The organism is Streptococcus oralis, assembly GCF_001579175.1.
Lineage (GTDB): Bacteria > Bacillota > Bacilli > Lactobacillales > Streptococcaceae > Streptococcus > Streptococcus oralis_O.
On sequence record NZ_KQ970759.1, the window covers coordinates 157,605 to 169,938 of the forward strand.

Below are 12,334 nucleotides of genomic sequence, written 5' to 3' on the forward strand. Positions count from 1 at the left end.
GAAAAGGCGTTGTTGCCAATCGTGTCTTGACAGTTCTAGCTAGCCTCTTCTTTGTAATCGTTGTAGCAATGGTTGTCGTATTGATTTACCTTTCTACTGGAGGAAGCAACCGCACGGCTGCCTTGAAGGATTTTTATGATCCTTCAGCACCTGCTAGCAGTTCCACTTCAAAAGTGGAAGAGTCTTCACCTTCAAGCAGCAAGGTAGAAGAAACGGCTGCTTCTGAAACAACTCCGTCAGAAAGTAGTTCTGAAGAGCACACCGAGGGTGAAGGAACAATTACTGTTCAGCCAGGAGAGGGTGAAGCAGCTCTGGCACAACGTGCAGGGATTTCCATTGCCCAGTTGGAAGCTTTGAATCCTTCTCATATGTCATCGGGTTCTTGGTTTGCTAACCCAGGTGATGTCATCAAGACAAGATAGGAGTCGGAAATGAAGACAATTCAAATTGCTATTGATGGTCCTGCCTCCAGTGGTAAGAGTACGGTCGCAAAGATCGTCGCAAAAGATTTTGGCTACACTTATCTCGACACGGGAGCTATGTACCGTGCGGCTACCTATATGGCCATCAAACACCAAGTAGATGCTGAAACTGTAGACCAACTTCTTCATCTCCTAGACCAACACCCCATTAGTTTTGGACGTTCAGAGGCAGGTGAACAACTTGTCTTTGTTGGTGATGTAGATATTACTCATCCTATCCGTGAAAATGAAGTGACCAACCAGGTTTCAAGCATTGCGGCTATTCCAGAAGTGCGTGAGAAACTGGTCTCTCTTCAACAGAAGATTGCCCAGCAAGGTGGTATTGTCATGGATGGACGTGATATCGGGACAGTTGTTTTACCACAAGCTGAACTCAAGATTTTCCTAGTAGCATCTGTTGAAGAAAGAGCAGAGCGTCGTTACAAGGAAAATATTGCTAAAGGGATTGAGACAGACCTTGAAACGTTGAAAGAAGAGATTGCGGCGCGTGACTACAAGGATAGTCATCGTGAGACCTCGCCTCTCAAACAGGCTGAGGACGCAGTTTACCTTGACACAACTGGACTAAGTATCCAGGAAGTGGTCGAAAAAATCGAATCAGAAGCAAAAAAATATATGTCCTAGGGACGAGAGGAGCAGGCTAAATGAAGCCTGCTCCTTTTCTCTCTTTTGCGCGCGTTTCAAAACAGCCTTTTTGGGAGAATTTTGATAAAATAGTAGTATCAATAAAAAGGATGGAAGCATGACAAAGAAAATCATAGCCATTTGGGCCCAAGATGAAAAAGGTGTGATTGGTAAAGAAGACCGTCTTCCTTGGCATTTGCCAGCAGAATTACAACATTTTAAGGAAACAACTTTGAACCACGCCATCTTGATGGGACGAGTGACTTTTGATGGAATGGGGCGTCGTCTGCTTCCCAAACGCCAAACCTTGATTTTGACACGAAACAGTGACGAAGTCGTGGATGGTGCGCTAGTGTTTCAAGATGTGAAATCTGTTTTAGCTTGGTATCAGAGTCAGGAAAAAAATCTCTATATCATTGGTGGGAAACAGATTTTTCAGGCTTTTGAGCCCTATTTAGATGAAATCATCGTGACGCAGATTCATGCTCAGGTGGAGGGAGACACCTATTTCCCTGAGGATTTTGACTTGTCTCTTTTTGAGACAGTCGCAAGTAATTCCTATACCCGAGATGAGAAAAATGACTATGATTTTACCATCCAATACCGAAAGAGAAAGGAAGTCTAATGGAGCGCAGTATATTTGGATTTTTTACAGCCTTTTTGTGTGTGATCTGTATTTTGGCAGGAGCACAGGCTTTTCGTAAGAAGCGCTATGGACTGTCTGCCTTACTCTGGTTGAATGCTTTTACCAATCTGGTCAACAGTGTCCATGCTTTTTATATGACCTTATTTTAGATAGAATGAAAATATAGAACGGAAGGAAATCATGCCTACAAATAGGAAAAACGATATGATGGTTTATTGCTCATTTTGTGGCAAAAGCCAAGAAGAAGTAAAGAAAATAATCGCTGGGAACAACGCCTTTATCTGTAATGAATGTGTGGAGTTGGCCCAGGAAATCATTCGGGAGGAGTTGGCCGAGGAAGTTTTAGCAGACTTGTCTGAAGTACCAAAACCAATCGAACTCCTCAATATCTTAAACCACTATGTGATTGGTCAAGATCGTGCCAAACGTGCCTTGGCAGTGGCAGTTTACAACCACTACAAACGCATCAATTTCCACGATACTCGTGAAGAGTCAGAAGATGTGGATTTGCAGAAGTCAAATATCTTGATGATTGGCCCAACGGGTTCAGGGAAAACTTTCTTGGCCCAGACCTTGGCTAAGAGCTTGAACGTGCCTTTTGCTATTGCAGATGCGACAGCTCTGACTGAGGCTGGGTATGTGGGTGAGGACGTTGAAAATATCCTCCTCAAACTCTTGCAGGCTGCTGACTTTAACATCGAACGTGCAGAGCGTGGGATTATCTACGTGGATGAAATTGACAAGATTGCCAAGAAGAGCGAGAACGTGTCTATCACACGTGACGTTTCGGGTGAAGGGGTACAACAAGCCCTTCTCAAGATTATCGAGGGAACTGTTGCTAGTGTGCCACCTCAAGGTGGACGCAAACATCCACAACAAGAGATGATTCAGGTAGATACCAAGAACATCCTCTTCATTGTGGGTGGTGCTTTTGATGGCATTGAAGAAATCGTCAAACAACGTCTGGGAGAAAAAGTCATCGGTTTTGGCCAAAATAACAAGGCGATTGATGAAAATAGCTCCTACATGCAAGAAATCATCGCAGAAGACATTCAAAAATTCGGGATTATCCCTGAGTTAATTGGACGCTTGCCTGTCTTTGCTGCTCTTGAACAATTGACGGCCGATGACTTGGTTCGCATCTTGAAAGAACCAAGAAATGCCTTGGTCAAACAATACCAAACCTTGCTTTCTTATGATGATGTTGAATTGGAATTTGACGATGAAGCCCTTCAAGAAATCGCTAATAAAGCCATCGAACGCAAAACGGGTGCGCGTGGTCTTCGGTCTATTATCGAAGAAACCATGCTAGATGTTATGTTTGAAGTACCGAGTCAGGAAAATGTGAAATTGGTCCGCATCACCAAAGAAGCTGTCGATGGAACGGAAAAACCCATCCTAGAAACAGCCTAGAGGTGACTATGGAAATCAATACACATAATGCTGAGATCCTGCTCAGTGCAGCCAATAAGTCTCACTATCCGCAGGATGACCTGCCAGAGATTGCTCTAGCAGGGCGTTCAAATGTTGGCAAATCTAGCTTTATCAACACCATGCTCAACCGCAAAAATCTGGCCCGTACATCTGGAAAACCTGGTAAAACCCAGTTGCTCAACTTCTTTAATATTGATGACAAGATGCGTTTTGTGGATGTACCAGGTTACGGCTATGCCCGCGTTTCCAAAAAGGAACGTGAAAAGTGGGGTCGCATGATTGAGGAGTACCTGACAACTCGGGAAAATCTCCGTGCGGTTGTTAGTTTGGTGGATCTCCGCCACGACCCGTCAGCAGATGATGTGCAGATGTACGAATTTCTCAAGTATTATGAGATTCCGGTTATCATCGTTGCGACCAAGGCGGACAAAATTCCTCGCGGTAAGTGGAACAAGCACGAATCAGCAATCAAAAAGAAATTAAACTTTGACCCAAGTGACGACTTCATTCTCTTTTCATCTGTCAGCAAGGCAGGGATGGATCAGGCTTGGGATGCAATATTAGAAAAATTGTGAGGGAAAGAAATGGCAAAAACAATTCATACAGACAAAGCTCCAAAGGCTATCGGACCTTATGTTCAAGGAAAAATCGTTGGCAACCTTTTGTTTGCGAGTGGGCAAGTTCCTCTTTCGCCTGAAACTGGGGAGATTGTAGGAGAAACGATCCAAGAACAGACAGAACAAGTTTTGAAAAACATTGCTGCTATTTTGGCTGAAGCAGGAACAGACTTTGACCATGTTGTTAAAACAACTTGCTTCTTGAGCGATATGAATGACTTTGTTCCTTTTAACGAGGTTTACCAGACTGCCTTTAAAGAGGAGTTCCCAGCTCGTTCAGCTGTAGAGGTTGCACGTCTTCCTCGTGATGTAAAAGTCGAAATTGAAGTGATCGCAGAGATTGGATAAGCTAGTTGAAGTTTGGCTCTGCCAAACTTTTTTTGATATAAGGAGAGATAGATGACAAAGAAACAACTTCACTTGGTGATTGTGACAGGGATGAGTGGTGCAGGAAAAACCGTAGCCATTCAGTCCTTTGAGGATTTAGGATATTTCACTATTGACAACATGCCGCCAGCCCTCTTGCCAAAGTTTTTGCAGTTGGTGGAAACCAAAGATGATGACCACAAACTGGCTTTGGTAGTGGACATGCGTAGCCGTTCCTTCTTCTCGGAGATTCAAGCTGTTTTGGATGAATTGGAAAACCAGGATGAATTAGATTTCAAAATCCTCTTTTTGGATGCAAAAGATAAGGAATTGGTAGCCCGTTACAAGGAAACCAGACGGAGTCACCCTCTAGCAGCAGATGGTCGAATTTTAGATGGGATTAAGCTGGAACGTGAACTTTTGGCACCTTTGAAAAATATGAGCCAAAATGTGGTGGATACGACAGAACTTACCCCGCGTGAACTTCGTAAAACCATTGCTGAGCAATTTTCGGACCAAGAACAAGCCCAGTCTTTCCGTATCGAGGTCATGTCTTTTGGATTCAAGTACGGCATCCCTATCGATGCGGACTTGGTATTTGATGTCCGTTTCTTGCCAAATCCCTATTACCTACCAGAACTGCGTAATCAAACGGGGATGGATGAGCCTGTCTACAACTATGTCATGAAACATGCAGAATCAGAAAGTTTCTATCAGCACTTGCTTGCCTTGATTGAGCCAATCTTACCAAGTTACAAGAAAGAAGGCAAGTCCGTTTTGACCATTGCAGTGGGATGTACAGGTGGACAGCACCGTAGTGTTGCCTTTGCCAAACGAATCGCAGAGGACCTAGCTAAAAACTGGCCTGTCAATGAAAGCCATCGTGACAAAGACCGAAGAAAGGAAACGGTAAACCGTTCATGAGAAAACCTAAAATAACGGTGATTGGTGGAGGAACTGGTATCCCCGTCATTTTGAAAAGTTTGCGGGAAAAGGATGTTGAGATTGCAGCCATCGTAACAGTCGCCGATGATGGTGGATCTTCTGGTGAGCTAAGAAAGAATATTCAACAACTGACACCGCCTGGAGATCTTCGTAATGTTTTGGTGGCCATGTCGGATATGCCCAAGTTTTATGAGAAGGTTTTTCAGTACCGATTCTCAGAGGAGGCTGGCGCTTTTGCTGGTCATCCCCTAGGGAATCTCATCATCGCAGGCCTTTCTGAAATGCAAGGATCCACTTATAATGCCATGCAGCTGCTAAGTCTCTTTTTCCACACAACAGGAAAAATCTACCCCTCAAGCGATCAGCCTTTGACACTGCATGCAGTCTTTAAAGACGGTTCTGAGGTGGCAGGTGAGAGCCACATTGCAGATCATCCAGGTATGATCGACCATGTCTATGTGACCAATACCTTGGATGATGAAACACCCCAAGCCAGCCGTCGAGTAGTCAATACTATCCTCGAGAGTGACATGATCGTCTTGGGTCCTGGTTCCCTCTTTACATCGATTTTGCCCAATATTGTCATTGAGGAGATTGGGCAGGCTCTCTTGGAGACTAAGGCTGAGATCGCCTATGTCTGCAATATCATGACCCAGCGTGGGGAAACAGAGCACTTTTCAGACAGTGACCACGTGGAAGTCCTCCATCGACACTTAGGTCGGCCTTTTATTGATACGGTCTTGGTGAATATCGAAAAGGTTCCTAGAGAATACATGGATACCAACCGATTTGATGAGTATTTGGTTCAGGTAGAGCATGACTTTGCTGGTCTTTGCAAACAGGTTCCTCGTGTGATTTCATCCAACTTCCTTCGTTTGGAAAATGGAGGAGCCTTCCATGATGGCGATTTGATTGTAGATGAATTGATGCGCATTATACAGGTGAGAAAATGAGTTTTACAGTTGCAGTAAAAGAAGAAATTCTTGGTCAACACCATCTCAGTCGCCATGAACTGTCGGCCATTATCAAGATGTCTGGCAGTATCGGTCTCTCGACTTCTGGCCTAACCTTGTCAGTCGTGACTGAAAATGCCAAGTTAGCTCGGCACCTTTATGAGTCTTTTCTCCATTTTTATGAAATCAAGTCAGAGATTCGTCACCATCAGAGAAGCAATCTTCGCAAGAACCGTGTCTATACGGTCTACACTGATGAGAGGGTGCAGGAGCTTTTAGCTGATTTGCGGCTTGCGGATTCCTTCTTTGGTTTGGAGACAGGCATTGATCCTGATATTTTAGCAGATGAAGAAGCAGGTCGTGCCTACTTATGTGGGGCCTTTCTGGCAAATGGTAGCATTCGTGATCCTGAGTCTGGCAAATACCAGTTGGAGATCAGTTCCGTTTATCTGGACCACGCCCAAGGACTGGCCTCTCTCCTCCAGCAATTTTTACTGGATGCCAAGGTCATTGAGCGCAAGAAAGGTGCAGTTACCTATCTCCAGCGTGCAGAGGACATCATGGATTTCTTGATTGTGATTGGGGCCATGCAGGCGCGTGATAATTTTGAGCGCGTCAAGATTTTGCGTGAAACTCGTAACGATCTCAATCGAGCCAATAACGCTGAAACAGCCAATATCGCTCGAACGGTTTCTGCTAGTATGAAGACCATCAATAATATCAGTAAAATCAAAGATAGAATGGGCTTGGAAAATTTACCAGTGGATTTGCAGGAGGTGGCTCGCTTGCGGATCCAACACCCAGACTACTCTATCCAGCAGTTGGCAGATAGCCTGAGCAATCCCTTGACCAAGAGTGGTGTCAATCACAGACTGAGAAAAATAAACAAGATTGCAGATGAATTATAAAACCACGAATCGTTGATTCGTGGTTTTTTCTTGAAGTTAATAAATATATGAGAAGAATTTTAAAGGAAGCCAACTCCATAATCTATGGTATACTATAGATAAGTTATACTGTAGCATAAAGGAGGCACCATGAAAAAACCTAAAAAAAGCATGATTATTTTATTCAGTATTTTAGCAGTCATTGGAATAGCAGTAGGAGGATGTAGTATGCACCAATATCAAAAGAAACAAGAAATGATTGCCATCGCGACAAGTGATGAGGCGAGAAAAATTTATGAAAGTCATATGAAGCATAGAGATTCAGAAGCTCTGACAGAAAAAGGGCTAATCAAATCTTATAAAATTGATACTGATTCATTAGAGTATAATCCAATGGGAGGAATGGAAGTAAGAGTCTATGTTAATGATGAAAAAGATTTATGTTTTCAATTTGGTATTGTAAGAAATAGAGAGGGTAATTTAGAATCCAGTGGTTATGTTACGTATCCAAAACTCGCAGAACTTCTTAGGAGCAGTAATTAATTATGGAGAAAGAATACATTAATGATTACCATTTACAAATAGCAATGACGGAATACAGAGATTTGTTTAAAGATGGAGAAGCTGTTACACCTAACAATGATATTCTTGGCACTGTCACCCAAGTCTACAACAATACTACAGGAGCGGGCGAGCAGGTTTATGCAGTTGTAAAAAATTCTGACGAAGAAGCTGATAAGGTACAGGAAGTAACGGTTCTCTTTCGTGGTTCTACGGGTCCAGATCATTTTTGGGAAGAAACAGCTGATGTCTGGAATGACTGGGCTGAAAATGATGCAGTTATAGCCAAGAGAATTGTAATGCAAAGCAATCCCAGCGACCGAGACAAATCTACCGAGCAGCTAAAGGCTTCTGCCAGAGCTTTAAAAGATGTCATGGAAAAATATCCTAATGCCAAGATTAACATCTATGGGCATTCTCTTGGATCTATGGATGCTCAGTATGCTATGGCTGACCTAGAAGCGGCCCAAATCGAGCGAATCCAACAGGCTTATATCTACAACGGCCCTGATATCTATCGAATCCTTAGCCCCAAACAGAGAAAAATTGTTGATCAAATCAAAGGGCGTATCTACAACTATGCTGACCCTAAAGATAAGATTAGTATGGTTGGTAGAGATCCCTCGAAGGGCAGTATCGGTTCTGTAGGTATGGTTTATTATGTAGATAGTGAACAAGAAGATTTTGTAAATCAGCATATGACCTATGGTTATCGCTTGGATAAGGATGGAAAAATAAAAATTCTCTCCAATACCAGTACAGTTGCTTATAACAACTTTCTGATTAAAATGGAGAGTTTCAAAAGACTTAAGAAGAGTCTAGCTTCTGATGGGTTTACATCTGATGAGCGAATCTTTCTAGACTCTGAACAAGCTAAGCTTACGGCGTCAGGTATTTGCCATATTGTAACAGAAGAACTAGATGTTCTCAAAAAAATATATAATGATGGTGTTCAAGATGCGAGTGAAGTGCTTGTATCTTGCAGTAATGTTCCTTGGGGTTTTATCCTAAGTCCGTACGAAACAGAGGTTGCCTATTCTGATGGAGGAGTGACTTATGAAACAACTGTTGGTGTCATTCAAAAGAGGTTTACTCCAGTTCTTGATACTGCGAAACAATTAGAGAAAGATTTTACAGATTTAGAAAAGCAAATCAAAGATGGTATTCAGAAAAAATTAGATGAAGATGAAGAATTGGCTAATGAATTTAAGCAATGGGAGAGTTTGATATGATAGAGGATGAAATTAGGAAAAAGCAACAGCGTATTGAAGAATGTGAGGATGACTATCGACGTTCTTTCAAAAAAATCGAAAATCAGTACGAAGAAGCAAACTATAAGTTTCAACAGTTGCGTCATATGATTGAAGAAAAGTATCAAATTATTTCTCATTCCTTAGACCAACTAGGTGGAGACACAACCGAATGGCGTTATCAATCCAATCGACTAGCATCCAACTTTAGTCAGCAAATCGAGATGGCGTATAGAAATAGACAAGGACAACTCGAACAAGAAGAATTGGAGCTCGAACAGGATTACAAGCGGCAACACCGTCTCTTAGAAGATGAGCTTGCCAGGGCTCAGGAACAAAAAAGACGCTTAGAAGAACGAGGTTAAGGACCATGGCGAATGTATTTGATTACATTAATGATTTTTTCGCAGGGGGAGAGGAAGCTCTAAGAAATATAGAAAAAGAGCTGGAACGATCATTTATAAAAAACATCTTGGCTCCAGCAAAAAAAGCTCGTATTTCCACTATAGAAAAAGATACAGAAAAATATATGAAGATTTCTCTATTAAGTGCTCAAAAAAGTTTGAAAGAAGTTTCGAAAAACATTGATAGTTCGATGAAGGGAGAATTTTCTACAAAAGTAGTTGAAACTATAGAAACGAAAAGTAAAGAATATCCAAAAGCTTTAAATGGTACAAAGTAGACTTTTGATTCTTAAAGTAGAACTCCAGTATGTTGCTTTTTATAGCAGATGAATTATAAAACCACGAATCAGTTGATTCGTGGTTTTTTTCTTATAAACTGGTCGAGTGTTTGGGTTGAACTTTTTGTTCTGGGTCAATGTAGTTAATGGCATTGTTAACAGCTGTTGGAGCTTCACCTAGTCCAGTAGCAATCAAATCAATCTTACCTTCATAGTAGCAGCAGTCCCCAATGGCGTAGATACCCTCTTGGTTGGATTCTTGCTTGCTATTGACAATAATCTTGTGTCGGTTGAGGTCCAGCCCCCAATTTTTAAGATTACCAACAGATGATTTGAAACCATAGTTAACAAAGAGATGGTCTACTTCGATAGTTTCGGTTTCATCAGATTTGACTTTGGTGATTTCTAGTTTGTCGAGCGTTTTTTCCATCTCCAAGGAGTTGGCTGGGAACGAACGGTGTTTTGATGGTTACTGATGATTCTTGTAGAGCTTGCACACTATGTTCCAAGGCGCGGAAATTATCTCGACGGTGAACGAGAGTAGTTGGGGCAATCTTTTCAAAAGCTAGAGCCCAGTCCACTGCAGAGTCCCCTCCACCAAGGATGGTCACTTTCTTACCAGCGTATTGCTGGATATTGGCAACGTGGTAGTGGATATTTTCATAGTTTTCGACGCCATCTAATTCGAGCGGACGTGGTTTAAAGGCACCACCACCCATGGCAATGATGACTGTTTTAGTCAGGTGACTCCCCTTGTTAGTTGTAATGCTAAATCCCTCATCTTGTTTCTCAATCTCAAGAACGGTTTCGTTGAGGTGAACAGGTGTTTCAAAGCCGTTTAGCTGTTCAAGTAAACGCTTGGTTAACTCTTCTCCAGTTAAGTTTGGGAAACCTGGCACATCAAGGATTTGCTTTTCAGGGTAGAGGATGGCAGGCTGACCACCGAGCTGGGGAAGGGAGTCGATGATTTGGACTTTGGCTTGGCGTAGGTGGGCGTAAAAGGCAGCAAAGAGGCCGACAGGACCGCCACCTACAATAGTAATATCATAGAGTTGAGACATGATTTCTCCTTCGTTTTTTCTAGTCAGTTTATTTTATCATAATTTTGCTTAATTTAAAATGAAGTAGGATGGGGAAAAAATGAGTAGAAAATGGTATAATAGTACGGAAAGTGTTTTGACAGGGAGGAGGCCAGGGATGAATTTTCAACAATTATCCAATTTGCAATACTGGACGAGTTTGTTTTCAAGTCCTTGGACGATAGTCATCAATCTGATTGATATTTTGATTGTGACTTATATTTTGTACCATTTTACTAAAGCGATTGCAGGGACTAAAATCATGATATTGGTTCGGGGAGTTTTGGTCTTTATTCTAGGTCAGATTCTGTCCAATATGATTGGCTTAACGACCATTTCATGGTTGATCAATCAGATTATCACCTACGGGGTCATCGCAGCGGTGGTTATCTTCTCGCCAGAGATTCGGACTGGTTTGGAGAGATTAGGTCGAGCTACTGATTTCTTCTACAATGCCCCTATTAGTGCAGAAGAGCAAATGGTTCGTGCCTTTGTCAAATCAGTCGAGTACATGAGTCCGCGTAAGATAGGTGCTCTGGTTGCTGTTCAGCGAGTGAGAACCTTGCAGGAATATATCTCAACTGGAATTCCTCTAGATGCGAAAATCTCATCCGAGTTATTGATTAATATCTTTATCCCTAACACTCCCTTGCACGATGGTGCGGTCATTGTCAGAGAAGACCGGATTGCCGTAACTTCAGCCTACCTACCCCTGACTGAAAATACAGGAATTTCCAAGGAGTTTGGGACACGTCACAGAGCAGCGATTGGTTTGTCGGAAGTATCAGATGCTCTTACCTTTGTGGTTTCAGAGGAAACCGGTGGAATCTCAATCACCTATAATGGAGTCTTTAAGCATGATTTGACCTTGGAAGAGTTTGAATCTGAATTGAGAAGAATCTTACTTCCAGCATCAGAGGAAAAGAACGGTCTGAAAGAGCGTTTTCTAGGAGGATTGAAACATGAGAAAAAATAGTCTTTATATTATTTCTTCATTTTTTTTCGCCTGCATCCTCTTTATCTATGCGACTTCTACAAACTATCAGAATAGCAATAGTGCCAGACAAGTGAGGACAGAAACTTATACCAACACGGTCCTTAATGTCCCAATCAATATTCAGTATGATAGCGACCAGTACTTTATCAGTGGTTTTACATCTGAAGTTACTGTCTTCCTAACTGGATCAAATAGAGTTGCTTTAGCGAGCGAGATGCAGGAAAGCACTCGGAAATTCAAGGTCAAAGCTGACTTAACCAATGTCAGTGTAGGGACCATTGAAGTTCCTCTAACCATTGAAAATTTACCGAGTGGTTTGACGGCTGTTGCAACTCCGCAAAAGATAACAGTCAAGGTTGGTAAAAAAGCAAAACGAGACAATGTAATCGTTGTGCCTGAGATTGACCCTAGTCAGATTGATTCTCGTGTGAAAATTGATACAGTCACTGTGTCAGATGAAAAAGTAACGGTTATTAGTGACGAGGAAACTCTCTCTAGAGTAGATCGTGTCATTGCCATCTTGCCAACGAGTGAACGGATAACAGGTAACTATTCAGCCTCTGTTCCTCTACAAGCAGTCGATAAAAATGGAAATGTCTTGCCAAGCGTCATTATGCCATTTGACACTACAATGAAAATTACAACCAAGACAGTATCGTCTAGCTCGAGTTCTTCGTCAACGACCTCATCAACAGGGTCCTCGACTAGCAGCTCGTCTTCAACGAGTTCAGAAACAAAACCAGACTCGTCTAAACAAGAATAAATAAAAAAGTAGAAAAGGATGATTAACAAAATGGGTAAATATTTTGGG

General features: G+C 42.1%; 16 protein-coding genes and 1 pseudogene. 16 read left to right on the forward strand and 1 reads right to left on the reverse strand.

Going from position 1 to position 12,334, the window contains the following annotated elements; translation table 11 throughout:
- The 14 genes from SORDD24_RS00795 to SORDD24_RS00860 all read left to right on the forward strand — a co-directional run.
- The coding region (locus SORDD24_RS00795; protein ID WP_231082635.1) for an SAG1386/EF1546 family surface-associated protein at positions 1–422 on the forward strand (422 nt) is incomplete at its 5' end.
- A gap of 9 nt (positions 423–431) precedes the next feature.
- Positions 432–1,106: a (d)CMP kinase gene (gene cmk, locus SORDD24_RS00800; protein ID WP_061406661.1), complete on the forward strand. Its 675-nt coding sequence runs from the start codon at positions 432–434 to the stop codon at positions 1,104–1,106.
- Between the two features lie 118 nt (positions 1,107–1,224).
- Positions 1,225–1,731, forward strand: coding sequence for a dihydrofolate reductase (locus tag SORDD24_RS00805; protein WP_061406662.1), 507 nt, complete (start codon positions 1,225–1,227; stop codon positions 1,729–1,731).
- Positions 1,731–1,901 (forward strand): hypothetical protein, encoded by a 171-nt coding sequence (locus SORDD24_RS00810; RefSeq protein ID WP_000442250.1) that lies wholly within the window; start codon positions 1,731–1,733, stop codon positions 1,899–1,901. The genes SORDD24_RS00805 and SORDD24_RS00810 overlap by 1 nt, the downstream gene beginning before the upstream one ends.
- Positions 1,902–1,932: 31 nt before the next feature.
- On the forward strand, positions 1,933–3,165 hold the full coding sequence (gene clpX, locus SORDD24_RS00815; protein WP_061406664.1) for an ATP-dependent Clp protease ATP-binding subunit ClpX: 1,233 nt from the start codon (positions 1,933–1,935) through the stop codon (positions 3,163–3,165).
- 8 nt (positions 3,166–3,173) lie between these two features.
- Entirely contained in the window at positions 3,174–3,761 is a 588-nt protein-coding gene (yihA, locus tag SORDD24_RS00820) for a ribosome biogenesis GTP-binding protein YihA/YsxC (protein WP_000405196.1), read from the forward strand.
- A 9-nt stretch (positions 3,762–3,770) separates the two neighbouring features.
- Positions 3,771–4,151, forward strand: a complete 381-nt coding sequence (locus SORDD24_RS00825; RefSeq protein ID WP_001140417.1) for a RidA family protein — start codon at positions 3,771–3,773, stop codon at positions 4,149–4,151.
- A 51-nt stretch (positions 4,152–4,202) separates the two neighbouring features.
- Complete coding sequence (gene rapZ / locus SORDD24_RS00830; protein ID WP_061406666.1) at positions 4,203–5,093, forward strand: RNase adapter RapZ; 891 nt, start codon at positions 4,203–4,205, stop codon at positions 5,091–5,093.
- The gene (locus tag SORDD24_RS00835; RefSeq protein ID WP_061406668.1) at positions 5,090–6,067 is read left to right on the forward strand and encodes a YvcK family protein; all 978 of its coding nucleotides are present in this window, start codon (positions 5,090–5,092) and stop codon (positions 6,065–6,067) included. Before rapZ ends, SORDD24_RS00835 begins: the two co-directional genes overlap by 4 nt.
- Positions 6,064–6,975 carry a DNA-binding protein WhiA gene (gene whiA, locus SORDD24_RS00840; RefSeq protein ID WP_000011290.1) on the forward strand — a complete coding sequence of 304 codons (912 nt, stop codon included), beginning with the start codon at positions 6,064–6,066 and terminating at the stop codon, positions 6,973–6,975. The genes SORDD24_RS00835 and whiA overlap by 4 nt, the downstream gene beginning before the upstream one ends.
- A 129-nt stretch (positions 6,976–7,104) precedes the next feature.
- Positions 7,105–7,497: a DUF1310 family protein gene (locus tag SORDD24_RS00845; RefSeq protein ID WP_061406670.1), complete on the forward strand. Its 393-nt coding sequence runs from the start codon at positions 7,105–7,107 to the stop codon at positions 7,495–7,497.
- 2 nt (positions 7,498–7,499) lie between these two features.
- On the forward strand, positions 7,500–8,747 hold the full coding sequence (locus SORDD24_RS00850; protein WP_061406672.1) for an Mbeg1-like protein: 1,248 nt from the start codon (positions 7,500–7,502) through the stop codon (positions 8,745–8,747).
- Positions 8,744–9,130 (forward strand): hypothetical protein, encoded by a 387-nt coding sequence (locus SORDD24_RS00855; protein ID WP_061406673.1) that lies wholly within the window; start codon positions 8,744–8,746, stop codon positions 9,128–9,130. Before SORDD24_RS00850 ends, SORDD24_RS00855 begins: the two co-directional genes overlap by 4 nt.
- Positions 9,131–9,135: 5 nt before the next feature.
- Positions 9,136–9,447, forward strand: a complete 312-nt coding sequence (locus SORDD24_RS00860; RefSeq protein WP_061406676.1) for a hypothetical protein — start codon at positions 9,136–9,138, stop codon at positions 9,445–9,447.
- A 91-nt stretch (positions 9,448–9,538) separates the two neighbouring features.
- Here the strand turns inward: SORDD24_RS00860 and SORDD24_RS00865 are convergent.
- Positions 9,539–10,508 (reverse strand): annotated as a pseudogene (locus SORDD24_RS00865) (NAD(P)/FAD-dependent oxidoreductase).
- A gap of 136 nt (positions 10,509–10,644) precedes the next feature.
- Between SORDD24_RS00865 and cdaA the strand changes: the two are divergent.
- Together cdaA and SORDD24_RS00880 are read left to right on the forward strand one after the other, a co-directional pair.
- Positions 10,645–11,502 (forward strand): diadenylate cyclase CdaA, encoded by an 858-nt coding sequence (cdaA, locus tag SORDD24_RS00875; protein ID WP_061406677.1) that lies wholly within the window; start codon positions 10,645–10,647, stop codon positions 11,500–11,502.
- Complete coding sequence (locus tag SORDD24_RS00880; protein WP_061406679.1) at positions 11,489–12,286, forward strand: CdaR family protein; 798 nt, start codon at positions 11,489–11,491, stop codon at positions 12,284–12,286. Before cdaA ends, SORDD24_RS00880 begins: the two co-directional genes overlap by 14 nt.
- Positions 12,287–12,334 lie beyond the last annotated feature (48 nt).

What these genes read in the sequence shown, in the direction of transcription:
- SORDD24_RS00845 (WP_061406670.1), top strand. Translation starts at nt 7,105, where the DNA reads ATGAAAAAACCTAAAAAAAGCATGATTATTTTATTCAGTATTTTAGCA.
- cmk (WP_061406661.1), top strand. Translation starts at nt 432, where the DNA reads ATGAAGACAATTCAAATTGCTATTGATGGTCCTGCCTCCAGTGGTAAG.
- SORDD24_RS00880 (WP_061406679.1), top strand. Translation starts at nt 11,489, where the DNA reads ATGAGAAAAAATAGTCTTTATATTATTTCTTCATTTTTTTTCGCCTGC.
- SORDD24_RS00825 (WP_001140417.1), top strand. Translation starts at nt 3,771, where the DNA reads ATGGCAAAAACAATTCATACAGACAAAGCTCCAAAGGCTATCGGACCT.
- SORDD24_RS00855 (WP_061406673.1), top strand. Translation starts at nt 8,744, where the DNA reads ATGATAGAGGATGAAATTAGGAAAAAGCAACAGCGTATTGAAGAATGT.
- yihA (WP_000405196.1), top strand. Translation starts at nt 3,174, where the DNA reads ATGGAAATCAATACACATAATGCTGAGATCCTGCTCAGTGCAGCCAAT.
- whiA (WP_000011290.1), top strand. Translation starts at nt 6,064, where the DNA reads ATGAGTTTTACAGTTGCAGTAAAAGAAGAAATTCTTGGTCAACACCAT.
- clpX (WP_061406664.1), top strand. Translation starts at nt 1,933, where the DNA reads ATGCCTACAAATAGGAAAAACGATATGATGGTTTATTGCTCATTTTGT.
- cdaA (WP_061406677.1), top strand. Translation starts at nt 10,645, where the DNA reads ATGAATTTTCAACAATTATCCAATTTGCAATACTGGACGAGTTTGTTT.
- SORDD24_RS00805 (WP_061406662.1), top strand. Translation starts at nt 1,225, where the DNA reads ATGACAAAGAAAATCATAGCCATTTGGGCCCAAGATGAAAAAGGTGTG.
- SORDD24_RS00810 (WP_000442250.1), top strand. Translation starts at nt 1,731, where the DNA reads ATGGAGCGCAGTATATTTGGATTTTTTACAGCCTTTTTGTGTGTGATC.
- SORDD24_RS00835 (WP_061406668.1), top strand. Translation starts at nt 5,090, where the DNA reads ATGAGAAAACCTAAAATAACGGTGATTGGTGGAGGAACTGGTATCCCC.
- SORDD24_RS00860 (WP_061406676.1), top strand. Translation starts at nt 9,136, where the DNA reads ATGGCGAATGTATTTGATTACATTAATGATTTTTTCGCAGGGGGAGAG.
- SORDD24_RS00850 (WP_061406672.1), top strand. Translation starts at nt 7,500, where the DNA reads ATGGAGAAAGAATACATTAATGATTACCATTTACAAATAGCAATGACG.
- rapZ (WP_061406666.1), top strand. Translation starts at nt 4,203, where the DNA reads ATGACAAAGAAACAACTTCACTTGGTGATTGTGACAGGGATGAGTGGT.